Consider the following 23,245-nt stretch of genomic DNA (forward strand, 5'->3'; position numbering starts at 1 on the left):
AGAGATCGGCACATGGAATCCATCCGATTTTCAGATACCCTCACCATGGACCGTATAGTGCATGGGCACTGGCGTTTACTCGACTGGAAGTTCTCCCCTGAGGAGCTCCTGAACTTTATCGAAGGGGTGGCGGATCTGGGGATCCGCACCATCGACACGGCGGATATCTACGGCGGCTTTTCCTGCGAGGAAGCCTTCGGAGAAGCCCTGAAGCGGAAAAAGGGTCTTCGGGAACAGCTGACCATAATCACCAAGTGCGGCATAGTGTTCCCCTGCGCTCAGCGGCCCCAGTACACCAGCCATCATTATGATCAGACCAAAGCCCACATTGTGGAGTCGGCGGAGCAGTCACTCCGAAACTTCGGTACGGATTACCTGGATCTTCTTCTCATTCACCGTCCTTCGCCCTTCATGGATCCCGAAGAAGTGGCGGAGGCTTTTCTGGAGCTTCATCAGGCGGGAAAGGTGCGAAACTTTGGCGTGTCCAACTTCAAGCCCTCCCAGGTGGCCCTTCTCAGTTCCGCTTTGAAGATGCCGCTGGTGACCAATCAGGTGGAGATTTCTCCCCTGCAGCTCTCGGTTTTTGAAGACGGCACCATGGATGACGCCATGATCCGGAAAATGCCCGTCATGGCCTGGTCGCCCTTGGCCGGCGGGGACATCTTCAGCCATACCAGTGAACGGGTGGATCAGGTGCGCAAAACCCTCCTGGCCGTGGGGGAGCGGTTCAACGAAAACCGTATTGATACTCTGGTCTATGCTTTCCTTCTGAGTCATCCGGGGAAGATTCTTCCCATTGTGGGCTCGGGAAGACTGGACCGGATCAAGAATGCCCTGGATGCCTTGCCCCTTCGGTTTACCGCCGAAGAGTGGCTGGCGGTATATAAAGCATCCATGGGAAAGAACTTACCATAACAAGAACAGCGGGGGTGGCTTATGGCCGATCAGGAAAAAGAAAAGATTATCTTAGGCGAAGAAAAGTTTGAATCTTCCAAGGCCCTGGATGGGGCAAAAAAAGCGGAGGTCGTGGAAAACAGTCAAAACGAAGTGGTGGAAGTGGATAAGGTCCTGGTGGACGCTGGCGGAGGAAAGGGAAAGCCCCGGTTCTCCAAGATGAAGTTCACCCTGGGAGCCCTGACGGTACTGGCCGTTTTTGCGCTCCTGGCAGACACCATCCGGACGGCGGTGTTCCGTGCCGAGGATTCCCTGGTGTTCCTGGGAAAAGGCGGATTTTTAACCCCGGCGGTGGGAACGCTCCTCATGGCCGCGGGGGCGGTGCTGGCGGTCATCGCCTTCATCTCCCTCTTCAACCGGCGGGGCAAGCTCCAGGTGGGCCAGAAATGGCTGGCCGTCCTGGCCGGATTTCTCCTGGCTGTGGTGGGATTCAGCGCTTTCTTCCGGTTCACGGATTTTCGGGAGTTCACCATCGTGGACCGAACGCTTCTCACCACCCGGGCCTATACCTATCTCGACGTGGCCCAGGTGGATGCCTCCACCACCCTGGAAGGGGAGGACCATCGCCTGAACTACACCTTCACCCTGCAAAACGGAAAGCGTTTTGAGATTCGCGTGGGGGAAAAGAACATGGAGGCGGTGAAGACCATCGATACGAAGATCAAATCCACGGCCAAGCGCTCCATCGACAACTATGCCCTGCAGGAAATGGCTCGGCTGAAGATGTATACGGAAGAGGAAGCCCTGAAGCTCTTCATTCTGGAGTAACGAAGAAAGTCCCTGGATACGGCCCCAAAAGGCGGTGTCCAGGGACTTTTCCTATCGGGCTTCCTCCTGAAGGAGCGCCCGGGAAAGATCAATCATGGAAGGATCGGGAGAGGAATTGTAGAAAGTCACGCTTCCCGGATGGCCGGCTTCGGCAAGAAGTCCTTTTTCCGCCAGCACATCCCGAAGATGCCGGGAGGTTCCTTCACTGCCGTCCACAATGAGGGTGTCCCCGGTAAACAGGCGGCGCAAAGAGGGCTTGATGAAGGGGTAATGGGTGCAGCCCAGAACCACAGCAGAGACATCCTTGTCCACATCGGCCAGGGCCCGTTGGAGAAACTGAAAACTCTTCTCCTGAAAATCCCCGCCCTTTTCAATGATTTCCACCAGGCCCGGCAGAGGGCGGCGGATCACGGTACGGGTTTGGGCATAGCGGTCGCTGAGATCCTGGAACTTCTTTTCCTGAAGGGTCCGAAGGGTAGCCAGGACGAGGACCTTCCCCTGGGAAGTGTGGTCCATGGCCACCTTCAGGGCCGGCTCGATGCCGATGATGGGGATCTGGGGATAGGTTTCCCGGATCAGGTCGATGGCGGCGCTGGTGGCGGTGTTGCAGGCCACCACAATGGCTTTGCAGCCCTTGGCCAGGAGAAAGTCCACGGCGCGGGCGGTGAGCCCTTGAATCTCCTCCACGGTCTTATCGCCGTAGGGCGCATTGGCAGAATCCCCATAATAAATGAAGTCCTCCTGGGGCAGAAGGGCTACGGCGGCCTGAAGCACGCTGATCCCGCCCACGCCGGAATCGAAGAAGCCGATGGGTTGATTATTTGCCATAATGAGATGCCTCCAATTGACAACCTGATTTCTGATAATCGTCTCCTCCATTTTAGCAAATCAGGGGAATCAATACAAATTGTGAGATTCACAATAATGGGCCGTGTAATCGTTACCCCGGGAGAAATGATTTGACGGTGCACCGGGGCAAGAGTAAACTTTTAACATAAAAGACAAGGGGTTGATATTGTTGAGTAAGGACTTGATCTACACCATACACCGGGAAGAGCTGAACGAAGAAAAACTCATCCAGATCCTGGATGCCCATCCGGAAATTCGCTTTGTCTCCATCGCCGCCGTGGATCTCATTGGTCATGAGACCGATGCGAAGATTCCCGTGAAACTGTTCCGGAAGGATCTCCAGCAGTTTCTCCATGGCACCGCAGCCCAGACCGACGGATCCTCTGTATTTCTGCCGAAAATCGCCACGCTGAACAACGCCAAGGTGGATATGGTGGCCGATACGGACTGCAACTGGTACGTGGAGTACAACACTGAGCTCAGCGATCCCGAAAACGGAAAGAGTGTGGGCACGATCAAGATCCCCTGCTTCCTCTACCATGAGGGCAAGGCTGTGGATTCCCGCCATATTCTCCAGGAAGCAGAAAATGACTTCAAGCGGAATGTCCGGGAGGTGTTCAAGAAGAGCCCACGCCTCTGCAGCGAATTCGGATTTGCCGAAGAGGATATTGCGGAGGTTCAGGTCACCGCGGCCACGGAGCTGGAATTTTGGGTTAAATCCCCCAGCACCCATGGGGACATCGAAGCCTTAAGCACTTCCCAGGAGCTGAAAGAACAGTACTGGAGCAAAACCCGCGGCGCCGTGCGCAGTGCCATTGAAGAAACCCTCATGATCATGGAGCTCTACGGCCTGGAGCCGGAAATGGGCCACAAGGAAGTGGGCGGCGTTCGGGCCAAGCTCACGGATTCCGGAAAATTCTCCGGCGTTCTGGAGCAGCTGGAAATTGACTGGCGGTTCAATGACCCCAAAATCGCCGCAGACTATGAGATGCTCGTCCGAAACCTGGTCCGGGAAGTCTTCATCCGTTATGGACTGGAAGTGACCTTCCTGGCAAAGCCCCTGGACAAGATCGCCGGCAGCGGCGAGCATACCCACATGGGCGCATCCCTGAAGCTGAAAAACGGCAAGCGGATCAATCTCTTCACCCCCAATAGCAAGGATCAGTTCATGAGCAGTCTGGGCTACGGCTCCCTCATGGGCATTCTCCACAACTATGAGGTGATCAATCCCTTTGTTACCTCCTCCAACGAAGCCTTCAAGCGGCTGAAAAAAGGCTATGAGGCGCCCATCTCCATCGTGTCCTCCCTGGGCCGATCCCCGGAGATTCCGTCCCGAAACCGAACCATCCTCATTGGCCTCATCCGGGATGAAAATAACCCCATGGCCACCCGTTTCGAACTGCGTTCCCCCAACCCCCATACCAACACCTTCCTCTGCATCGCCTCCCTGCTCATGGCCATGAGCGACGGCGTGCTCTATGCGGCAGACAAGGCACCGGCGGATCTTCTGGCGGAGCTGTCCAAGGCCCCGGGAGAAGACTTTGGCTACCTGAAGAAGGAGCGGGCATACCGTACGGAGAAGGATGTCTTTGACGACTTCACCGATGAAGAGCGGGAACAGTACTTCGGGGTGGTGCCGGAAACCGTCTTTGAGAATGTCCAGGCCTTCGGCAAGTACCCGGAGAAGCTTGAGGTGCTGAAACGCCATGGCGTCTTCACCGACCAGATTCTGGAGAGCTATGAAGAGGGTCTCATGTACAAGTGGTACACGGAGCTCAACCACCGAATCATTCCCAGCTTCATCAATGAAATCCGTTCCTGCAGAAAACTGCACCGGGATGAGGAGTTCCTCAATGACCGGGCCAACTGGGAAAAAGTGCAGAAGATCAAGATTTCCCTCATGAAGGACACGGATGTGGAAAAGGGAATCTTCAACCAGATGCGCGACGCCCTCTGTGCGGAAGACTACAGTACCCTCTCCCTGCTGCAGAAGAAAATGTACAGCACCATCAATGACCTGCGGGAAGCCTACAAGCACTATCGGGATAACCTCCTGGAACTGGTGTAAACCTCCTAAAGAATCCTCATAGAACCATAAAGTGCGCCTTCCCGTCAGGGAGGGCGCACCATGATTTTGGGCAAAAAAAGAAACCCCCTTCGGGGTCATGAATATAGGGGTGAGTCCTGAAATCGCCCGAGGCCTCTCAGGAGTGGGACATCCCAGGGGAAGACTGGTTTGTCCAGGTGCAGTGATGATGCACTGCGAACTACTGTTCTGTTTTTATTGTAAGACAAACATGTGTTCGCGTCAATAGGGGGCTTTACTTTTTTTTGAATTCTTCTTCACTCTTGGTATAATGGAAGGGAAATCAAGCAAATAGATGAAACGAGGTGCTTTAACTATGAATCCCATCGTCACGATAAAGCTGAATACCGGCAAAGAAATCAAAGTGGAGCTCTACCCCGAGGTTGCCCCCAATACAGTGCGCAATTTTGTCTCCCTGGTGAAGAAAGGCTTCTATGACGGACTGAAATTCCACCGGGTCATCCCCGGCTTTATGATCCAGGGCGGATGCCCCCAGGGCGTCGGCATCGGCGGTCCTGGCTACAAGATCAAAGGGGAGTTTAGGGCCAACCGGTTCCAGAACGACCTGAAACACACCACCGGGGTCATTTCCATGGCGCGCAGCCAGCACAATGACTCCGCAGGAAGCCAGTTCTTCCTCATGGTGGCCGATTCCCCCCACCTGGACGGCCAGTATGCCGCCTTCGGCAAGATTATCGACGGACTGGACAATGCCCTGGACATTGCCCGGGTAGACCGGGACTATCGGGATATGCCCAGAGTGGACCAGGTCATGGAAAAGGTGACCGTGGAACATGCGGAGGAGATTGGCGAACCGGAAACTCTCTAAGCTTTCGGAATGTGTGTTAAATACCGAAAACAGGAGCGCAATATGACAAATCATCGACAAGTACTGATCTACGGGCTGAGCCCGGAGGAAAAGGACCGGCTGCGGTCGGAAGGACTGACCCTGAAGGAAGTGGACAACGCCAACGGCGGCGGCACTTTGCAGGAACTCTTGGACGATCAGGCCGTGCCCCATGAGGGAGAACCCATGGGCCAAGTGAAAATTATGATTTTCGCCGGGTATGACACCAACGACGAGCTGAAGGACGTGATTTCCAAAATCCGCCGGGAGCATGTCTTTGGTGCCATCATGGCTGTGATCACCAAAACCAATCTGACGTGGAGGTTCAACAGCATGATCGGTCATCTGCTGGAGGAACGGGAAGAAAACCGTCAGATCGAGAAAGAGCGCAGAGCGCAAATGAAATGACCAATGGAGTGAAAACATGGCAAGAGTAGGCGAAGAACTGAAAAAAGCAAGACTGGACGCCAATATGTCCCTGAAGCAGCTGGCCAAAAAGCTGGGGGTTTCCGAAAGCTTCATCAACGAGGTGGAGCAGGGACGGCGTGTGGTGAATGAAGCGTTCCTGGAACGGTTCAACAAAGTATTCAAGAAGGAAGCCGGTCCCCTGGGCCTGGGTTCCCTGGAGGCGTCCGTACAGGACGAGGCTCCGGAAAAGGCGCGCCCCCAGGTGAAAAAGGAAACCTATGCGGCTCCGGCCACTCCGGTGAATGAGCTGTGGAATCAGGCCTTTGGGGAGAACATCAAGAATGTGCCGGTGTATGGCTACCCCATGAGTGGCCCCCTTTCCCATCGGAGCCATGTGGTGGAGGGCAAGAAAATTGACGGCCATCCCATGGACAAGGTCTTCCAGCTGAAGGTGGACAATGACGACATGAAGGGCTTTCGGATCCGCACGGGCGATGTGCTCTCAGCGGTGGAGGTCAAGGAGATCAGCGGCTCCGCGATCCTTTTGGTGGAGTACAAAGGAAAGAACCTGCTCCGCAAAGTCCGGAACCTGAACAACGGCAATGTGGAGCTCACCTGGTATCCCGACAGCCAAAAGTCCGAGGTGGCCCCGCTGAAAGAAGTGAAGCCTTTAGGAAAGATCTACAAAGTGGAGATCACCCTGTAAAGGAGAAATCGGAGGAATCCTCCAAAGGGATTTTCAAATCATCAACAAGAGCGCAAAAAAGCTGTGGAAAAGTCCGCAGCTTTTTTGTTCTTCATCACACCTCGTGATCAAAGGGTTTTCCCGTTGTGCGAATATTCCCTCGAGACTTATCCACAAATTGTGGACAAAAATGGCTTTTCTATGGATAACTATTCTTCCTCCAGGGGTTATTCACCGTGATATCACGAAATATCTGCAAAACTGTGGATAACCTTGGCGCTGCTGTTCACTCAAATTTCTCGGAAAGTTCAGGAAAACTTCCCCTCGTCATCTATTCTCCCGATATAATGAGAGTATCAGAAAGAATCCGGTTTCCTTCAGGAATCACCGGAGGAAAGAGAGGAGAATGACCATGAAACGACGAATATGGGCCATCCTGTCCTCGGCCGTGCTCACCATGAGCCTCCTGGCCGCCTGCAGCAGCGACCCAAAGAAAGAAGTGAAAAACCCCAATGACCCCATTACCCTGGGTTCCTTCGTGGACACGGAGGGTGGCATCCTCGGCAATATGCTCCTTCTGGCCCTGGAGGACAAGGGGTACCTCATGACGGACAAGGTGCAGTTCGGCACCCCCGATGTCCACCGCAATGCCCTGCTCCAGGGCGAGCTGGACATGGGCATCGACTATACGGGCAATGGCCAGTTCTATGTGGAAGGGGCCAAGGAAGACACCTTCCGGGATCGGGTAAAAGGGTTTGAGACCATCCGGGATTACGATGCCGACAAGAACAAGCTGATCTGGCTGGAGCCAGCGAAGGCCAACAATACGGAGGCTCTGGCGGTGAAAGAGGACTTTGCCGAGGTAAATCAGCTCAAGACCATGGCAGACTTTGCGAAGTATGTCAATGCCGGGAAACCCGTGAAGTTCATCACCTCCCAGCTCTTTGCCGAAAAGGAAGCCGGGCTTCTGGGCATGGAGAAGGCCTATGGGTTCAAGCTAAAACCGGATCAGCTGATCCTCCTTCCCCACGGAAACACCGCGGAAACCCTAAAGGCCCTGGCCAACGGCACCGACGGGGTCAATGTGGCCCTGGCTTATGCCACGGACGGCTCCCTGGCGGATCTGAAGCTCGTCATTCTGGAGGACACCCTGTCCATCCCCACGGTGTATGAACCTTCGGTCATTGTGCGCAAGGAAGTGCTGGATAAGTATCCGGAAGTGGGCGAAATCGCCGAGCAAATTTTTGCCCTTCTGACCAAGGAAAATCTCCAGTCCCTGAACAAACAGGTGATCATCGACGGGCTTTCCCCCAAGGAAGTGGCCCGGACATTCCTGAAAGAGAAGGGAATTCTGAAGTAGCAGCATGGGAATGAGGTGGAATTTTGGAACGACGTCGGGATCTCCCGCAGATGATTTTTGCGGCCACAGGGACTGTGGCCTTTTTTTTCCTGCCCCTGGTGGAAGTGAAGCCCAACCGGATTGCCAGCGGGGTGCGCTATACCGCACCTCAATTTCTGGGGTGGCCGGCGTTCCTCTCGGGCTTACTTTTTCTCCTGGTCTTCCTTCTCCTTGGGGGAAAGCGTCAAAGAAAAGCGAAAGGCGCAATTCTCCTGACCTTCCTGGCCTGGGGGATTCTCCTACTGCTTCTGGCCCTGGGAAAGCCTTCGGCGATTCCCGGGGAAGGAGCCCAGCGCATAACCTTGTCTTCGGGACTCTATCTCCTCCTTCTCTCCTCGGGGCTTCTTCTGGGTCTTTCGGCGGATGAAGGCCCTGGGGAGAAGCGAACTTTTCGCCTCGCCTTCGGCGTGGTCCTTTTGCTTCTTTTGGGGCTTCTTCTTCGGGGAGACTTCAATGCCTTTTCCCTGGTGAAGGAGTTTCGCATCAAGCAGGGGCAGTTCAGCCAAAGCCTCGCCACCCACTTCTTCCTGGCTTTCGGTTCGGTGCTGGCGGGGTTTCTCGTAGCTGCGCCCCTGGGCTATGCAGCCTATCGCCGGCGAAGCTTCGAGAGCGGCATCATGGTGCCCCTCAGCATTGTGGAGACCATCCCCAGTCTTTCCCTCTTTGGCATTCTTTTGGTCCCCCTGTCCTTTCTGGGAAAGCTCCCCCTATTCCAGGGGCTGGGCATCAGCGGCATCGGCTGGGCGCCGGCCTTTGTGGCCCTTAGTCTTTATTCCCTCCTGCCCATGGCGCGAAACACCCTGGTGGGGTTCACGGCCATCGACCGGAGCGTGGTGGAGGCGGCCCAGGGCATGGGGATGACGTCTGGAGAAATCCTGCGGAGGATCGAGCTTCCCCTGGCCTTTCCCCTGATTCTCACCGGCGTTCGGATCTCCCTGGTCCAAGCCTTTGGCGGCGCCGTGCTGGCGGGCCTTGTGGGGGGCGGCGGGCTGGGGACCTTTGTATTTCTCGGGTTGGCGGAAGCCTCTCCGGACCTGATCCTTCTGGGGGTCATCCCCATTGTCGTCATTACCCTGGTCATGGACCACATCATGAAGAAACTGATAGAAGCGCTGAGGAGGAATGAGGCATGATCCGCATGGAGAAGGTCACGAAAGAATATGATGGATTTGAAGCGGTGAAAAGCCTGTCCCTCACCGTGGAAAAGGGAGAGCTTTTTGTTCTCCTGGGCCCTTCGGGCTGCGGGAAGTCCACTACCCTTCGCCTCCTGAACAAGATGGTGGAACGATCCTCCGGGGAGATCTACATCGAGGGCGAGAATATCGACAGCTTCCGGGTGGAGAACCTGCGGCGGAAGATGGGGTACGTCATTCAGAGCACGGGGCTTTTTCCCCATATGGATGTGGCGGCCAATATTGCCACGGTGCCGGAACTCCTGAAGTGGGACAAGAAGAAGACGGCAGCCCGGACCCTGGAGCTTCTGGAGCTGGTGGGTCTTAACCCCAGCTACCTGAAAAAGCGTCCCCGGGAACTTTCCGGAGGAGAGGCCCAGCGGGTGGGGGTTGCCCGGGCCCTGGCGGCAGATCCCCATATCCTTCTCATGGATGAGCCCTTTGGCGCTGTGGATCCGCTGAACCGGGTGAGGATCCAGAAGGAGTTCCGGGCCATTCAGCAAAAACTCCAGAAAACGGTGCTCTTCGTCACCCATGATGTGGAGGAGGCTCTCCTCCTTGGGGACAGGATTCTCATTATGCGCGACGGCGAAATCGTCCAGCTGGATACACCGGAGAATATGATCCGTCATCCCCAGGATGCCTTTGTCCGGGAATTTTTAGGCGGAGAAGGCGTGCTGAGCCTCCTGCAGCGTTTTTCCGGAAAGGACTACCGGGAGGAAATTCCAGTGGAAGGGGAAGTCCTTTCCCCGGACTGCACCCTGAAGGATGCCCTGTCGGCCATGCTCCTACACGGGACTACCCGGGTGCCCCTCTCGGGCGGGAGCCTCTCTCTGGAGGGGATCCTCCGTGCCATGAGGGGGGATCGGGCATGAGATTTCGTCTTCGTCATGGGGTTCTTTTGCTGCTCTGCCTCCTTCTGGGTGCCATGCTGGTGTATGATCAGGCCTTTGAGGCCCTCCTCATCCGCTGGCTCACCTCCAAGTTCAGCAGCGGGAGCCGAACGCCTCTTCATCAGCTGTTCTTTCAGCATCTTCAGATGGTGGGCATCTCCAGTTTTCTCGCCATCACCCTGGGGCTTGTCCTGGGGATCCTGGTGACGACCAAAGGGGGAGCGTCCTTCAAGGCGCCGCTGTTAAAAATCGTCAGCCTCATGCAGACCTTTCCTTCTGCGGCGCTTCTTGCCCTGGCGGTGCCCGTGGTGGGCTATGGCATGGAAGGGGCGCTCATCGCCCTTACCCTCTATGCCCTCATGCCCATCGTGTACAACGTGGTGGTGGGCATTGAGGAAGTGCCCCGGGATGTGGTGGAGGCGGCCGAGGGCATGGGGATGACCCCGGCGGAAGTCTACCGGAAGGTGAAGCTTCCCCTGGCTCTGGGGGCCATCCTGGGCGGTATTCGCACCTCCACGGTGATCAACATCAGCGCGGCCACTTTAGCCGCCGCCGTGGGGGCGGGAGGCCTGGGCGTCCTGGTGGTCAATGGGGTAAAAACCTTTGATCTGGTGCTGATTTTGGAAGGCTCCATTCCGGTGACGCTCCTGGCGGTGATCACGGAGCTCTTTCTCAGCGATCTCCAGGACAGGCTGCTCCGCGCCTGAAAATCAAGACAGAAACGGGCCCGAGGGACACAGTTCCCCCGGGCCTTTTGCCGCTGAAGACGGCGGGAATGTTATAATGGAAGCATCTTGACGATGAAAGGTGGAGATTGATGATGAGATGGAGTCTGGATGATCTGTATACGTCCTTTGATTCCCCAGAGTTTTTGGAGGACGTCCGGAGGGTTCCGGAAGAGATCGCCGAAATGGAAGAATATGCGGCAGTAAACTTTATGTCCCCGGAAAGGGCAGGAGAAAAGATCGCCCACTTCCTCACCTTGGAAATGGAAGTGAACCGAAGAATTTCGAAGGTCATGGCCTTTGCCAACCTCACCCTGGCCGTGAATGCCCGTCACGAGGAAGCCCGGGCAGTCTATGCCCGCATGGCCATGACCGTATCTAATCTAACGGGACCGGAGGTCCGCTTTCAGCGGTATCTGGGCGAACTGGGTGACCTTGCGCCCCTCTTGGAGGAGGATCCCCTTCTTTCGGAGCACAGCTTCTATCTCCACGAGCTCCAGGAAAATGCCCGGTATCTGTTAAGCGATGGGGAAGAGCGGCTTCTGGCGAAACTGACCACTTCGGGTTCCAAAGCCTGGACTAATCTTCAGAACCTCCTGTCGTCCACACTCCTGGTGGAGATGGAAGAGGAGGGAAAAATCGTGTCCCGCCCCTTGCCTGCCGTGCGAAACCTGGCTCACCATGAGGATGCAAAGGTGAGGAGAAATGCCCACGAAGTCGAGCTCAAGGCCTACCGGAAGATTGAGGAGTCCTCGGCGGCGGCGCTGAACGGCATCAAGGGGGAGGTCCTCACAGTCTCGGCCCTCCGGGGATTCTCCTCTCCCTTGGCGGAAACCCTGTTCCATGCCCGCATGGAGGAGGAGATTCTCAACTCCATGCTCACAGCCATCCGGGAGTACTTGCCGGCTTTTCGCCGATACCTTCGGCGAAAAGCGGAGATCCTGGGGCACAAAAACGGGCTGCCCTTCGCGGATCTCTTTGCCCCTTTGGGAAAGAGCCGTCTGCACTTTACCTATGACGAAGCCATGGAATACATCGTCCGGCAGTTCAGCACCTTCAGCCCTGCCCTGGGAGAATTTGCCCGCCATGCCCACGAGAAGAACTGGCTGGATGTGGAGCCCCGGGACGGAAAGCGCGGAGGAGCGTTCTGCTCCAACCTCCACGCCATCGGCCAAAGCCGGATCATGGCAAACTTTGACGGGAGCTTCAGCAATCTCACTACTCTGGCCCATGAACTGGGCCACGGCTATCATGGGCACAACCTGAAGAAGGAGACCATCCTCAACAGCAGCTACCCCATGCCCATTGCGGAAACCGCCTCTATCTTCTGCGAGACCATCGTGGTCAACGCGGCCCTTTCCGAGCTGGAGGGGGAGGAAGCCCTGACTCTTCTGGAGCAGTCCATCTCCGATGCCTGTCAGGTCATCGTGGACATCTATTCCCGATTCCTCTTCGAATCGGAGCTCTTTGCCGTGCGGGAGGACCATCCGGCCTCCGTGGAGGAGCTGAAGGCCATGATGCTGAAGGCCCAGAAGGAAGCCTACGGGGAGGGTCTGGACCCGGAACATCTGCATCCCTATATGTGGCTGAACAAGACCCACTACTATTTCCCCAACCGAAACTTCTACAATTTCCCCTATGCCTTTGGCCTGCTCTTCTCCAAGGGGCTCTATGCCGAGTACCTGAAGCGGGGTGAAGCCTTTGTGCCGGCCTATGATGAACTTCTGGCCATGACCGGAAAGAACAGCATTCGAGAAGTGGCCCTGACCATGGGCATCGATGTGACGACACCGGACTTTTTCCGGTCATCCCTGGAACTGGTGGCAAAGGATATTGAAAAATTCCTGGCCTTGACGGATCCTCAAAAAGCATAAAAATGAAGAAAAACCTCTGGAACGTTTGGCGTTCCAGAGGTTTTGTCCTTAGGCGAGACCCACCAGGCCTTGGGGTAGAAGCTGTTTCAGGATGAAGCCCAAAAGCAGCGTTCCCAGTTCCTGGGGCTTTTCGAAAATCGACACATGGCCACACTGGGGCAGGGTGACGTATTCCGATCCCGCAATCCCCTGGTGGAGTTTCAGGGAGAAGGCCGGGTTCTTTAAGAGGTCCTCTTCTCCGCAGATGATCAGCGTGGGCGCTTTGATCAGGGGCAGCTCCCCGGTGAAGTTCACCTCATTTTTGAAGGTCTTGTAGAGCTCGATCTGGCCGTTCAGATAGGCTTCCCCCACATGCTTTGTGGCGGCGGCCCGGGACTTCAGAAACTCCAGATTTTCCTTCATGAATTTTCCGCCGTAGATGGCGGGAGCCAGGGTGTTGAAGAAGCGCTCGCCGTCTCCCGACTGGGCGGCCACGATCCAGGAATCAATGAAGGATTCCATGAGGGGATCCGTTTCACTGACGGAATCGATGATGCTGAGGGAGGCCACCCGATCCGGATAGCGGGCGGCGAACTTCATCCCCACCTCTCCGCCGTAGGACGTGCCGATGAAGTGAGCCTTGGGCATGTCCACGGCTTCCAAAAGATTCAGAAGATCCTCGCAGTGCTGGGCAAAGGTATAGGGACCCTCGGGTTTGTCGGACTTCAGCTGTCCTCTGAAATCATGGAGAAGCACCTTGAAGCCCAGGTCTTCAAAGGGGCGGGAGAGGGCATACCAGCTGTTGGTGCTGGCCATGACGCCGTTTAAGAAAACTACGCCGTAGGGCGAAGCCGCATTTCCCCGGATTTCATAGAACAGGTCGCAGTCATTGTGATGAAACAAAGCCATAACTCATCCTCCTGATAACGTTTTACCTTTACTTTTAAGTATAGCCCTGAAAAACGCAAAGCTCAAGAGAAGATGAAAGGTTCATCACTTATAGAGATACCCCATGTCGTCCATGAGTTTCAGGAGAAATTTCACGGCGCCGTCCTCGTCATTGGAGGGAGCCACATAGTCAGCGATGCTGAGGAGGTTGGGAACGGCGTTGGCCATGCCGCCCTTGATGCCCGCCACCTTCAGCATGGACAGGTCGTTGTAGTTGTCGCCGATGGCGGCCACATCGGCCAAAGGAATGTTGAGATGCTCGCACAGGTAGGTCAGGGCAATGCCCTTGGAGGTTTTTTTGCTGGTCATTTCAAAATTGTACTTCCAGGAGGAGAAGGTGCGGATCCGCTTATCCATGGAGAAATACTCCATGGCCTTATGGATTTTGTTGATGTAGGCGCTGATGGAGGAGATGGAGTTGGCTTCTTTCGCCTGGGCGAGGACGTCCTCCAGGGTATCCACCACTTTCAGGTTCCCCTGGGACAGGACAAGACCCAGGACATCGTTCTCCAGTTCCTGGCGTTTGGCCGATTCCATGGCGCCCAGATCTTCCAGTTCCTGGCGCAGAAGATCCAGTCCTCCCTGGGTCACGTAGGTGTACTCATCGCTGGCCACTTCAAACTCCAGGTTGCTGGCTTTGAGGTAGGTGATGATGTCTCGCGTCTGATCCATGGGGATGGAAATGGAGTGGAGTTTTTTCCCCTGGTTATCGTAGATGCTGGCTCCGTTGGAGGAGATGATGTAGGGCATGTTCTCCAAACCGGAGAGGATGCCCAGAATATCCCCATAGGAGCGGCCAGTGGCGATGCAGACCGGAATGCCCATGTTCATGGCCATGTTCAGGGTCCGCTGGCTGTACTCCGACAGCTGGTGATCGGCGTTGAGTAGAGTGCCATCCAGATCCGTGACAAATAGTTTCATAGAATCCTCCATATCTCGGTAGTCTCTTCCCTCAAAGTATAGCATGGCTGCTCTTGCTTTTTTTCGGGAAGACGATAAAAATCGGACATTGACGAGGGGAAACGTTGTGAAAAGGCAGAATGGCTGTGGAGGTGGGGCGTATTTTGAAAATCTGACAATGGACAGAAATTACCCCGGAAAGAGTTCCGGGGTAATGGGAGTTTACAGGTAACGGAATATGGATTTCACGCCGGTTTCCAGGTCCATCTTCTCCTTGGGAACCACGAAGACCTTGGCTTTTTGCTTCAGAGCGAGAACAGCCAGGTCGTTCAGCATGTCTCCGGCGCCGTTTTCCACCAGGAGCCGGTCGTTGCCGGGTTCAATTCTTCCCGGGATGGTTTTATCCAGATTGACCAGAAGGGTGTCCACCCGATTCTCCAGGGCAGCCCGGGCCACTTCGCTGATGTCTTCCGAGGCCAGTTCCCGGGACTTGGACAGATCATAGCGCTCCGCCAGTTTGTCGATGGTGGCGTAGAACTGGGGTTCCAGGATTTCCCAGGCCAGGGTGCGGAGGGCGTCGGGATCCAGGGATTGAGGATCCTTTTTGATGCCGTCCTTCTGGAGGAACTCGTTATGACTGATCTTGGCAAAGTCTTTCTGATGCTCTGGCAGGGAGGCCAGAATCAGCGGCAGTTCCGTTCGTTTGGAGTGGGATTCGTAAATATAGCGGTCCACATAGCGGAAGAATTTTTCCTGATCCACGGCTTCCTCATCCCGGGTGGATCCGCCGACTCCGCCGAACATGACCTTTCCGCTGGAACCGAGGCTCACGGCATTGCTTCCGGCTTCCTCATAGAAGGTTCCCACCACATCCTTCAGGGTCTTTCGCTCCTCCGGCGGCAGGACCACTTCGCGGATGGCATCGCGGTTGCCCTCGAAGAGGCGGAACTCATTCTTGTTCAGGGCCAGAATCTGATAGCTGTCATCGCCCTGGTAGGCACTGAGGAGGGGTTTGATATGGAAGGTGCCGGACACCTCCACAAACTCCGGAATATCCCGCTGCAGTTTATAGATGACGGTTTCCTCCGGCGAGGCCAGGATTCCCAGGCCGTCCAGCTGATAGTTCCAGAAAATCTTGTCTTCGGTGAGTTCCCGCAGGGTGGCGAGAAGTGTTTCCGCGTCCTTTCCGGGATATTCCGTCCCGAGTTTTGTTTCCACGGTTTTCAGCAGGTTCTTGTACCGGACGATGTTGTTCCGGGTTTCCGTGCTCAACCGGCTGGTGGGCATGAAAATGGAAACCAGAGGTCCGGTGCTCTTGTCGATGATGGGGTGTGGAAATCTTTCGGCGATGGTGTAACGCATAAACATACCTCCTAATATATTGAATTTTCGGAACATTCAAGGAATAGGAATACCTCTCACGTATACTTTGTGGATAAAGTATACAATAAATTCTTGAATAAACTTTAAATGAATGATTAACATGAGTGTCATATGTGGTGGAAGATCCCGGAGGACTCCATCAAACAAAAGCTCTCCGGAATTGCCCAGCGCGAAGGACGCCAAAGCATTCCGGAGAGGAAAAATTTCATGGAGGTTGCAGATATTCTAATGAGGATCTGGTTAGGGCTGAAACAGATCACGGACCGGATTCCAGGACTTCGTCAGTTTGTCGAAATATTGTTCATCCTTTACCGAAAGCATGGACAGGGCGTCACTGCCCAGGAACCAGGTGTTCTCCTTCTCCATGGCATTGAGCAGGAAGAGGTAAGGCTGATTCAAGGCGGGATTCGCCTGGTAAGGGCCGAAATGGTCGAAGACCGTATCCCCATCGGCGATGTCCTGGGGAAGAATTCCCATTTTTTTCACGGAAGCCTCATCCAAGGAACGGAGGTAGTCGGAGAGTGGAACCACACCGCCATTGAAGACCACTTCGATTTCTCTTTCCCGCAACTCCCCTTTCAGGATGTCGGTAACTCGGACCAGACCCTTGGTGTAGACTCTTCCGTTCTCTTCCACCCAGGACCCTAGATTTTTGACAAACTGGCCCAATACAACCAGATTTGCCTTACTGGAGACCTGCTGCGGAGTCATGAGGACGTAGTCCGCCGTGGTGGCGAGAATAAGCTTTTGCTGGGGATCCTCAGCGAAGAATAACGAAGACGCCGTCATCGAAGGGGCAGTCTCGGCAGACGAGGGAGAGGAGGCGGGAAGTTTTTGAACTTCAGCGCAGCCGCTAAGAAGAACCAGGCAAAGGACGAAACCAGAAATCAGAGACTTTTTCACGATCATTCCTCCTTCGGGGGAGTGCAGGGTAATCTGGAACAAAGAAAACTCGTCATGGAAAACATTCCTATCTAACTTGATTTTAAAGAGTAAAAGCAAAAAAAAAAGCGAAAAGTTCTTATAATATTCTGAATAATAATCTTTTCGTATCGATAAATACTTTATAAATATGTTCAATTTATAGAGATGGATTGCACGGTGATTGATTCCGAAGATACCCTAGCCCTGAGGTTTAGGACTGCTGGATCCCATGATCGGTCTTGGATTCAGATGCCGAATATCCCGGTTCAGGGGAAGATTTTCGTGAAAGAGAGCGGTTTTCTTGGGGAGTTCATGTATAATAAAGATAATAAACGACGAGGTGGGATAAACGATGTTAAAGGTTGTAAAGCGCGACGGTCGGATCATTGACTTCCAGCGGGAGAACATTATGGTATCCGTGGGGAACAGCGCCCGGGATTCCAACATTCAGCTGACGGGAAAAGAACTGGAGCTCATTGCGGCATCGGTGGAGAAAACCATCAGGAAAGTCCGCGGAGAGGACGGTGTCACCTCCACCTACGAGATTCGTGGCGTGGTGGTCCGGGTGCTCAAGGAAATGGGTTACCGGAATGTGGCCAAGGACTTCTATGAAGGAGAGAAGATCCACCGGGATGTTCATCTCAAGGAAGAGTAAACAAGCGATGATGTTCACCGGCCTTCGGGCAGGGGTTCATGGACGGGACGAGGATGTCCCACGGGAGGTGCTTCGATGGAACTGATTATTGTCACCGGCATGTCCGGCGCGGGGAAATCCGTGGCCGTCAATGCCTTGGAAGATTTGGGCTATTACTGCGTGGATAACCTGCCGCCGAAATTTCTCCTTCCCTTTGCGCGGCTGACGCTGCAGACGGAAGGAAAAGAGGACCGGCTGGCTCTGGTGGTGGATGCCCGGAGCAAGGACCTGTTCACGGAGTTTGAACGGGAAATCAACATGCTGGACGAGCAGGACATTCGCTATAAGCTTCTCTTCCTGGATGCCTCGGATGAAACCCTCCTGAACCGATACAAGGAAACTCGCCGCAAGCATCCCCTCATGGATCATCGGATCACATCGCTGGAAGAAGCCATCGATATCGAGCGAAAGTCCTTTGAAGGGATTCGGAGCCGGGCGGACTACATCATCGATACGACGTTTCTGGCCACGGCCAAACTGAAAAAAGAGGTGAACAATCTCTTTGCCTATGAAGTGAACCAGACCATGCAGATCAAGACCGTGTCCTTCGGCTACAAGTACGGGATTCCCAATGATGCGGATCTGGTCTTTGATCTTCGGTATCTGCCCAATCCCTTCTATGTGCCGGAGCTGAGGAATAAAACCGGAGAAGATGATGATGTCTTTGAATACGTCATGGCCACGGAACTGGCGGAGACCCTCTTTACGAAGCTTATGGATCTCATCGAGTATCTGATCCCCCTCTACATGGAGGAAGGAAAAAGCCAGCTAGTGGTGGCCTACGGCTGCACCGGGGGAAAACACCGCTCGGTATCCTTTGCCCGCCGAACGGCGCAGCATCTGAAAAATAAGAACTACAACGTGGTGACCCAGCATCGGGACATCGAACGCAAATAAAGATGAATGGATCGAGGAAGGAAGTCAAGTGGAAGCATGAGTAGCGCGGGAATGAAAAAGTATGGGATTCTTCTCCTTCTTCTCAGTCTCTTTCTCGGGATCAGCGGCTGCGCCTCTGATCGGAGGGAAGAACTGAAGGAAAAACTGCTTCAGGGCGAGGCGCTCATCGCCATGGAAAAATTTGAGGAAGCGGAAACGTTTTTTGAAGCGCTCCTGGTGGATAATCCGGATAACATCACCATCATGGAGAAGCGCGATTTTTCCCGGGAGCTGAAGCTTTCCCGGGAGAAGCTTCAGGAAGCCTCGGATCTTCTGGAGGATGAGCAGTATGCAGAGGCCTTTGCCGTCCTGAAGGAAATCAGCAAGAATGACGAAGGCGGTCTGGAGAGCAAAGAAAATCTTCTCCAGGACATTCAGGGAGCCTATTTGACCAAAGCCGAAAGCTTAGCGGGGGAAAACCGCTATGCCGAAGCCCTGGCTGAACTGGAAGAATATCTGACCTTTGCCGGAGAGGATGAAAAGATCATGGCAGCGCTGGAAGACATCAAAGAGCGCAAAATTGCCTATGAGACACCTCCACCGGAACCGCCCCCAGTGCCGAAGATCATCGTCATTGATCCCGGCCATCAGCTCAAGGGCAACTATGCCAAAGAACCCGTGGGACCGGGATCCGCCATTCTGAAGACCAAAGTGTCCTCGGGTACCCAAGGACGGGTGACCCGCGTTCCAGAGTACGTCCTGAATCTCCAGATTTCCGTGAAGCTTCGGGATCGGCTCCAGGCGGAGGGCTATACGGTGATTCTCACCCGGGAAAGCCATGATGTGAACCTCAGCAACAAGGAACGGGCGGAAATGGCCAATGGCGCCAAGGCTGATCTCTTCCTGCGGATCCACGCCAATGGAAACGACGACCCCTCGGTGAGTGGGATCATGACCATCTATCCGTCGCTGGAAAACCCCTTTGTGGCGGCGCTGAGCCCGGAGAGCCTCCGGCTATCCACGCTTCTCCATGATGAAATGGTGAAGGTCACCGGCACCAAGAGCGGTGGAATCCGAGCCATGGATGATCTCACCGGGATCAACTGGGCCCAGATGCCCGTGAGCCTGGTGGAGCTGGGTTACATGTCCAATCCTGAGGAAGATGTTCTTCTGTCCACACCCCAGTATCAGGATCAGCTGGTGGAGGGTTTAGTCCGAGGGATTCAACGATTTTTTGAGAACTTGCCTTAAGGCTTGAAAGAAGGTGCACGGCGGATTTGCCGGCATCTTTTTTTCTTGGGCGAAATCGAAGGGGAAAGATTTCACTTTTTGATCGGGTTTTCATCGGGTATAATTCTCTATTATGGAGAAAATTCGGAGGAGGTGAAGCCATGAAAACCTGGGGCGGAAAAAGATACCATGCCCTCAATCCCTTTCTGCGGGAGAAGTTTGGGGAAAAAGTATACAAGATCAGCCTGGATGCCGGGTTTTCCTGTCCCAACCGGGATGGAACCCTCAGCAAAACGGGATGTCTTTTCTGCAGCGACCGGGGATCCGGTGACTTTGCCGGAGACCGGAACTTCAGCATCACCCGGCAGTTTGAGGAGATCCAGGGGGTCATGGCGAAGAAGTGGAAGGGAGGAAAATACATCGCGTATTTTCAGGCCTACACCAACACCTATGCCGATCCGGATACGCTCCGGGCTCTCTACGAGGAAGCCGTGACCCGGGAAGGCGTGGTGGCCCTGTCCATCGCCACCCGACCGGACTGTCTGCCTCCAGCGGTGCTGGAGGTGCTGGCCGAATACCGGGACCGGGTGCACACCTTTGTGGAGCTGGGACTCCAGACGGTCCATGACAAAAATGCTCGGAAAATCAACCGGGGTTATGACCTGCCGGTGTTTGAAGAGGCGTTGGAAAAGCTTCGGGCGCTGGATATTGATGTGGTGGTCCATGTGATTTTTGGTCTCCCGGGAGAAACCCCGGACGAAATGCTGGAAACTGTGGACTATCTGGCCCGTCAAGACATCCAGGGCATCAAGTTCCATTTGCTTCACCTCATGAAGGACACCCCGCTGGTTCACCTGTATGAACGGCAGCAGCTGGAGTTCCTGACCATGGAAGACTATGTCCGGCTGGTGGCGGAATCCATTGCTCGACTTCCGGAAGAGGTGGTCATTCACCGCCTTACGGGGGATGCCCCCCGGGCCCTTCTCATCGGCCCCCAGTGGTCCCTGAGAAAATGGGAAGTGCTCAATGCCATTGATGCGTACTTGGAAGCCCAGGATCTCTGGCAAGGAAAAAACTGGACAAAGAAGAACAGAAGATGGAGCGCGGATGCGCTCCCCGAGGAGATGACCCATGAAAATTAATGTAATCACCTGTGCGGACCATGTGTCCCCGGAATCGGTGAAAGGAAATACGGCGGTGGTAGTGGATACCCTTCGGGCCACCTCCGTCATCATCACCGCCATCAGTCACGGCGCGAAAAGCGTGGTGCCCATGACCAGTGTGGAAGAAGCGCTGGAGACCAAGAAGAAGCTGGAAAATGTCGTGCTGGGGGGTGAGCGGAAGGCTCGGCTCATCGACGGCTTTGATCTGTCCAACTCCCCCAAGGAATACACCGCCTCCGCCGTGGCGGAGAAGAATGTGGTGCTCACCACCACCAACGGCACCAAAGCCATTGCCCGCTCCAGTTCCGCCGCTCGGATCTTCATCGGCGCCCTGCGCAATGCCCGGGCTGTGGCTGAAGCTGCTGTGGCGGAGGAGAGAGATGCGGTCATCGTCAATGCCGGCACAGGCGGTGAGTTCTCTATGGATGACTTCATCACCGCCGGAGCCATCATCGCCCATATGCTGGAGCTAAAGCCGGCGGAACTCACCGATGTGGCAAAGACCGCCTTGATCATTTATGAGACCCATCGGGATCTGCGAAGCTACATTCAGGAGGCCCATCATTATGGGGTGCTGGAAGAGCTGGGACTTTCCGAGGATCTGGATTTCTGTCTCCAGGAAAGTGTGGAGGACATTGTCCCCGAGTATAAAAACGGCATCATCAAACAGCATTTTTAAAGCAGAAAACCTCTGCCCTTGGCGAAGAACCCTTATTCAGGTTCTTTCCTTGGGCAGAGGTTTTTGATTTTCCTGGAAATGAAGGACTTATTCCTCCGGCAGCGGTTCAAGGCAGTCCAAAGGTATCCAGCCTTCCGTCCCGTCACCCAGGCGGCGGCAGTAACCCCACTGATTTACCATGCGTCGGCATTGGAGGAGATCCCCCGGGGAGGCGGGGAGCTCCCGGGAACTGTAGTCCTCGGTGAGAATGGATTCTTCCCCCAGATCCTCCAGGTAGAGGCGGGGGATCCAGCCTTCCTGGAGCGTATCCTGGGAGATGCAGTACACCCAGTTCTTCCAGAGGGGATTGCCGATGTACTCCTCCGCTCGGACCACCCGGTCTCCCTTTTTTAGCTCGATCCGGTTGATTTCATTCAAAAGGTGGCTTCGGATCACGATGTACCTCATGGCTAAAACCTCAGGGTATCGGCGAGATCAGCAATGAGAAATTCTTCCTCCTCTGGGGTGAGGTTCAGGGGGATTTCGTAGTAGGGCGTGATCATGCAGTTGCGGTCAAAGAGACGGAAAAGCTCCACCATGAGGGGGCTGTTCTCCGGTTCCACCTGCTGGCTGGCATCGCCCCGATAGGAAAGAACCCCCAGAAATCGGGCTCCACCTCGAACCCGGTCCATGACCTGGTTCACCAGGGGAACCAGCTGCCGACGAAGATATTCTTCGTAGGGTTCCGGACTGCGCCCTTCCTCCTGGGATTTTTTCGTCCACTGCTGATAATAGGTATAGAGATCGGGAAGGGGAATGAGGTTGACGCCCAGTTCCTTCAGATCCTGCAGTATGCCCAGGGCGCCGGCGGAAAGGCGCTTCTCCGGGGGGAGAGTTCCCTGGTCCAGGATGCTGTGGGCAATGACCAATATTTTATCTTCCATGGATGTTCCTCCTTCAGCCAGGCTTTCCCCTTAGAAGAGGAAAGGCATGATGGGGCGCTGGCCCTGTAGCTTCATTATGCCATTAACCTTCGGGGAACTCAATGGACGATCCGGGTCTACTTTCTCCCCTGAAATCGGCGGTATGCATTTTCAGGGGATCCGCTATAATGGAAGAAAGAGGTGATATTATGGACAATGGAATTCAACCGGAGATCCTGGATCGGATCACCAAGGTTTGCATCTGCCGGGCGATCCCCCGGAGCAAAATCAAAGAAGCCATCCGAAGCGGGGCGGACTCCGTCGTCAAGGTCAATGCCCTCCTCGGGTCCGGATCCGGAGAATGCCGGGGAAGGCGCTGCGGCATGAAGATCAAGATCCTCATCGATGAGTATAAGGCGGGGGTGTGGGAATGAGGCGAAACCTTTGGACAAAACCCACCGCATTGCTGCTGCTTCTCTTTTTCTTCCTCCTGGGCGCTGCTGGATGCCTCCCCGTGGAATCGGCTCCGCCAGTCGAAACGGGTGTCACCGGAGCCATTCTGGAGGACGGGGTCTACACCTCCAAGGAGGAGGTGGCCCTCTATCTGCATACCTACGGAAAGCTGCCCCGAAACTTTCTCACGAAAAACGAAGCCATGGATAAGGGCTGGGAAGCCAGCAAGGGCAATCTCTGGGACGTGACGGACAAAATGAGCATCGGCGGGGACCGGTTTGGCAACCGGGAAGGACTGCTTCCCAAAGCCGCGGGACGACAGTGGTATGAATGCGACATCAACTACACCGGCGGATTCCGGGGAGAGGAACGGCTGGTGTACTCCAATGACGGGCTCATCTACTACACCAGGGACCACTACCAGACATTCACCAAACTTTATGGAGGGGATTGA

The 23,245-nt window shown here is 54.9% G+C and carries 25 protein-coding genes; 18 read left to right on the plus strand and 7 right to left on the minus strand.

The window, feature by feature from the left end:
* Window positions 1-12: 12 nt before the first annotated feature.
* Both KCG48_RS09170 and KCG48_RS09175 read left to right on the plus strand, forming a co-directional pair.
* The gene (locus KCG48_RS09170; RefSeq protein WP_211801506.1) at window positions 13-915 is read left to right on the plus strand and encodes an aldo/keto reductase; all 903 of its coding nucleotides are present in this window, start codon (window positions 13-15) and stop codon (window positions 913-915) included.
* 21 nt (window positions 916-936) lie between these two features.
* Window positions 937-1,722, plus strand: coding sequence for a hypothetical protein (locus tag KCG48_RS09175; RefSeq protein WP_211801507.1), 786 nt, complete (start codon window positions 937-939; stop codon window positions 1,720-1,722).
* A gap of 51 nt (window positions 1,723-1,773) precedes the next feature.
* On the opposite strand, the gene murI is transcribed toward KCG48_RS09175, so the two are convergent.
* Window positions 1,774-2,553 carry a glutamate racemase gene (gene murI / locus KCG48_RS09180; protein WP_211801570.1) on the minus strand — a complete coding sequence of 260 codons (780 nt, stop codon included), beginning with the start codon at window positions 2,551-2,553 and terminating at the stop codon, window positions 1,774-1,776.
* A 187-nt stretch (window positions 2,554-2,740) separates the two neighbouring features.
* Between murI and KCG48_RS09185 the strand changes: the two genes are divergently transcribed.
* From KCG48_RS09185 to KCG48_RS09225, 9 genes are all read left to right on the plus strand, one after another.
* Entirely contained in the window at window positions 2,741-4,639 is a 1,899-nt protein-coding gene (locus KCG48_RS09185; RefSeq protein ID WP_211801508.1) for a type I glutamate--ammonia ligase, read from the plus strand.
* Between the two features lie 334 nt (window positions 4,640-4,973).
* On the plus strand, window positions 4,974-5,486 hold the full coding sequence (locus KCG48_RS09190; protein ID WP_211801571.1) for a peptidylprolyl isomerase: 513 nt from the start codon (window positions 4,974-4,976) through the stop codon (window positions 5,484-5,486).
* A 42-nt stretch (window positions 5,487-5,528) separates the two neighbouring features.
* Window positions 5,529-5,912: a DUF3783 domain-containing protein gene (locus tag KCG48_RS09195; RefSeq protein ID WP_211801509.1), complete on the plus strand. Its 384-nt coding sequence runs from the start codon at window positions 5,529-5,531 to the stop codon at window positions 5,910-5,912.
* Window positions 5,913-5,928: 16 nt separating this feature from the next.
* Window positions 5,929-6,618, plus strand: a complete 690-nt coding sequence (locus tag KCG48_RS09200) for a helix-turn-helix domain-containing protein (RefSeq protein ID WP_211801510.1) — start codon at window positions 5,929-5,931, stop codon at window positions 6,616-6,618.
* A gap of 391 nt (window positions 6,619-7,009) precedes the next feature.
* Window positions 7,010-7,957 (plus strand): glycine betaine ABC transporter substrate-binding protein, encoded by a 948-nt coding sequence (locus KCG48_RS09205; RefSeq protein WP_211801513.1) that lies wholly within the window; start codon window positions 7,010-7,012, stop codon window positions 7,955-7,957.
* Between the two features lie 23 nt (window positions 7,958-7,980).
* Window positions 7,981-9,129: an ABC transporter permease gene (locus tag KCG48_RS09210; RefSeq protein ID WP_211801515.1), complete on the plus strand. Its 1,149-nt coding sequence runs from the start codon at window positions 7,981-7,983 to the stop codon at window positions 9,127-9,129.
* Window positions 9,126-10,043: an ABC transporter ATP-binding protein gene (locus KCG48_RS09215; protein WP_211801517.1), complete on the plus strand. Its 918-nt coding sequence runs from the start codon at window positions 9,126-9,128 to the stop codon at window positions 10,041-10,043. Before KCG48_RS09210 ends, KCG48_RS09215 begins: the two co-directional genes overlap by 4 nt.
* A complete protein-coding gene (locus KCG48_RS09220) occupies window positions 10,040-10,768 on the plus strand; it encodes an ABC transporter permease (protein ID WP_211801518.1) in 729 nt (242 codons plus the stop codon). The genes KCG48_RS09215 and KCG48_RS09220 overlap by 4 nt, the downstream gene beginning before the upstream one ends.
* Window positions 10,769-10,878: 110 nt before the next feature.
* A complete protein-coding gene (locus tag KCG48_RS09225; RefSeq protein WP_331000389.1) occupies window positions 10,879-12,660 on the plus strand; it encodes a M3 family oligoendopeptidase in 1,782 nt (593 codons plus the stop codon).
* 48 nt (window positions 12,661-12,708) lie between these two features.
* On the opposite strand, the gene KCG48_RS09230 is transcribed toward KCG48_RS09225, so the two are convergent.
* The 4 genes from KCG48_RS09230 to KCG48_RS09245 form a co-directional block, all read right to left on the minus strand.
* Window positions 12,709-13,548: an alpha/beta fold hydrolase gene (locus tag KCG48_RS09230; protein WP_211801522.1), complete on the minus strand. Its 840-nt coding sequence runs from the start codon at window positions 13,546-13,548 to the stop codon at window positions 12,709-12,711.
* A gap of 84 nt (window positions 13,549-13,632) precedes the next feature.
* Window positions 13,633-14,508, minus strand: a complete 876-nt coding sequence (locus KCG48_RS09235) for an HAD family hydrolase (RefSeq protein WP_211801525.1) — start codon at window positions 14,506-14,508, stop codon at window positions 13,633-13,635.
* A gap of 201 nt (window positions 14,509-14,709) precedes the next feature.
* Complete coding sequence (locus KCG48_RS09240; RefSeq protein ID WP_211801526.1) at window positions 14,710-15,849, minus strand: baeRF3 domain-containing protein; 1,140 nt, start codon at window positions 15,847-15,849, stop codon at window positions 14,710-14,712.
* Between the two features lie 261 nt (window positions 15,850-16,110).
* Window positions 16,111-16,773 (minus strand): hypothetical protein, encoded by a 663-nt coding sequence (locus KCG48_RS09245; RefSeq protein WP_211801527.1) that lies wholly within the window; start codon window positions 16,771-16,773, stop codon window positions 16,111-16,113.
* Window positions 16,774-17,146: 373 nt separating this feature from the next.
* Between KCG48_RS09245 and KCG48_RS09250 the strand changes: the two genes are divergently transcribed.
* The 5 genes from KCG48_RS09250 (at window position 17,147) to KCG48_RS09270 (ending at window position 21,436) form a co-directional block, all read left to right on the plus strand.
* Window positions 17,147-17,449 (plus strand): ATP cone domain-containing protein, encoded by a 303-nt coding sequence (locus KCG48_RS09250; protein ID WP_211801528.1) that lies wholly within the window; start codon window positions 17,147-17,149, stop codon window positions 17,447-17,449.
* Between the two features lie 75 nt (window positions 17,450-17,524).
* Entirely contained in the window at window positions 17,525-18,385 is an 861-nt protein-coding gene (gene rapZ, locus KCG48_RS09255) for an RNase adapter RapZ (RefSeq protein ID WP_211801529.1), read from the plus strand.
* A 51-nt stretch (window positions 18,386-18,436) separates the two neighbouring features.
* The gene (locus tag KCG48_RS09260; RefSeq protein WP_211801530.1) at window positions 18,437-19,615 is read left to right on the plus strand and encodes an N-acetylmuramoyl-L-alanine amidase; all 1,179 of its coding nucleotides are present in this window, start codon (window positions 18,437-18,439) and stop codon (window positions 19,613-19,615) included.
* A gap of 140 nt (window positions 19,616-19,755) precedes the next feature.
* Window positions 19,756-20,736, plus strand: a complete 981-nt coding sequence (locus KCG48_RS09265) for a TIGR01212 family radical SAM protein (protein ID WP_211801531.1) — start codon at window positions 19,756-19,758, stop codon at window positions 20,734-20,736.
* Entirely contained in the window at window positions 20,726-21,436 is a 711-nt protein-coding gene (locus tag KCG48_RS09270; protein WP_211801532.1) for a 2-phosphosulfolactate phosphatase, read from the plus strand. The genes KCG48_RS09265 and KCG48_RS09270 overlap by 11 nt, the downstream gene beginning before the upstream one ends.
* Before the next feature lie 87 nt (window positions 21,437-21,523).
* Here the strand turns inward: KCG48_RS09270 and KCG48_RS09275 are convergent, their stop codons facing one another.
* Complete coding sequence (locus KCG48_RS09275) at window positions 21,524-21,883, minus strand: hypothetical protein (protein ID WP_211801534.1); 360 nt, start codon at window positions 21,881-21,883, stop codon at window positions 21,524-21,526.
* Window positions 21,884-21,885: 2 nt separating this feature from the next.
* Entirely contained in the window at window positions 21,886-22,359 is a 474-nt protein-coding gene (locus tag KCG48_RS09280) for a hypothetical protein (protein WP_211801536.1), read from the minus strand.
* 188 nt (window positions 22,360-22,547) lie between these two features.
* Between KCG48_RS09280 and KCG48_RS09285 the strand changes: the two genes are divergently transcribed.
* Complete coding sequence (locus tag KCG48_RS09285) at window positions 22,548-22,772, plus strand: (2Fe-2S)-binding protein (RefSeq protein WP_211801542.1); 225 nt, start codon at window positions 22,548-22,550, stop codon at window positions 22,770-22,772.
* The gene (locus KCG48_RS09290; RefSeq protein WP_211801543.1) at window positions 22,769-23,245 is read left to right on the plus strand and encodes a ribonuclease domain-containing protein; all 477 of its coding nucleotides are present in this window, start codon (window positions 22,769-22,771) and stop codon (window positions 23,243-23,245) included. Before KCG48_RS09285 ends, KCG48_RS09290 begins: the two co-directional genes overlap by 4 nt.

Source organism: Proteiniclasticum sediminis (genome assembly GCF_018128025.1).
Taxonomy (GTDB): domain Bacteria; phylum Bacillota; class Clostridia; order Clostridiales; family Clostridiaceae; genus Proteiniclasticum; species Proteiniclasticum sediminis.

Bases quoted from the DNA above. Each gene is read 5' to 3' on its own strand.
- KCG48_RS09170 (WP_211801506.1), top strand. From the start codon at position 13: ATGGAATCCATCCGATTTTCAGATACCCTCACCATGGACCGTATAGTG.
- KCG48_RS09175 (WP_211801507.1), top strand. From the start codon at position 937: ATGGCCGATCAGGAAAAAGAAAAGATTATCTTAGGCGAAGAAAAGTTT.
- KCG48_RS09190 (WP_211801571.1), top strand. From the start codon at position 4,974: ATGAATCCCATCGTCACGATAAAGCTGAATACCGGCAAAGAAATCAAA.
- KCG48_RS09195 (WP_211801509.1), top strand. From the start codon at position 5,529: ATGACAAATCATCGACAAGTACTGATCTACGGGCTGAGCCCGGAGGAA.
- KCG48_RS09200 (WP_211801510.1), top strand. From the start codon at position 5,929: ATGGCAAGAGTAGGCGAAGAACTGAAAAAAGCAAGACTGGACGCCAAT.
- KCG48_RS09205 (WP_211801513.1), top strand. From the start codon at position 7,010: ATGAAACGACGAATATGGGCCATCCTGTCCTCGGCCGTGCTCACCATG.
- KCG48_RS09215 (WP_211801517.1), top strand. From the start codon at position 9,126: ATGATCCGCATGGAGAAGGTCACGAAAGAATATGATGGATTTGAAGCG.
- KCG48_RS09220 (WP_211801518.1), top strand. From the start codon at position 10,040: ATGAGATTTCGTCTTCGTCATGGGGTTCTTTTGCTGCTCTGCCTCCTT.
- KCG48_RS09225 (WP_331000389.1), top strand. From the start codon at position 10,879: ATGATGAGATGGAGTCTGGATGATCTGTATACGTCCTTTGATTCCCCA.
- KCG48_RS09230 (WP_211801522.1), bottom strand. From the start codon at position 13,548: ATGGCTTTGTTTCATCACAATGACTGCGACCTGTTCTATGAAATCCGG.
- KCG48_RS09235 (WP_211801525.1), bottom strand. From the start codon at position 14,508: ATGAAACTATTTGTCACGGATCTGGATGGCACTCTACTCAACGCCGAT.
- KCG48_RS09240 (WP_211801526.1), bottom strand. From the start codon at position 15,849: ATGCGTTACACCATCGCCGAAAGATTTCCACACCCCATCATCGACAAG.
- KCG48_RS09250 (WP_211801528.1), top strand. From the start codon at position 17,147: ATGTTAAAGGTTGTAAAGCGCGACGGTCGGATCATTGACTTCCAGCGG.
- rapZ (WP_211801529.1), top strand. From the start codon at position 17,525: ATGGAACTGATTATTGTCACCGGCATGTCCGGCGCGGGGAAATCCGTG.
- KCG48_RS09260 (WP_211801530.1), top strand. From the start codon at position 18,437: ATGAAAAAGTATGGGATTCTTCTCCTTCTTCTCAGTCTCTTTCTCGGG.
- KCG48_RS09265 (WP_211801531.1), top strand. From the start codon at position 19,756: ATGAAAACCTGGGGCGGAAAAAGATACCATGCCCTCAATCCCTTTCTG.
- KCG48_RS09270 (WP_211801532.1), top strand. From the start codon at position 20,726: ATGAAAATTAATGTAATCACCTGTGCGGACCATGTGTCCCCGGAATCG.
- KCG48_RS09275 (WP_211801534.1), bottom strand. From the start codon at position 21,883: ATGAGGTACATCGTGATCCGAAGCCACCTTTTGAATGAAATCAACCGG.
- KCG48_RS09280 (WP_211801536.1), bottom strand. From the start codon at position 22,359: ATGGAAGATAAAATATTGGTCATTGCCCACAGCATCCTGGACCAGGGA.
- KCG48_RS09285 (WP_211801542.1), top strand. From the start codon at position 22,548: ATGGACAATGGAATTCAACCGGAGATCCTGGATCGGATCACCAAGGTT.
- KCG48_RS09290 (WP_211801543.1), top strand. From the start codon at position 22,769: ATGAGGCGAAACCTTTGGACAAAACCCACCGCATTGCTGCTGCTTCTC.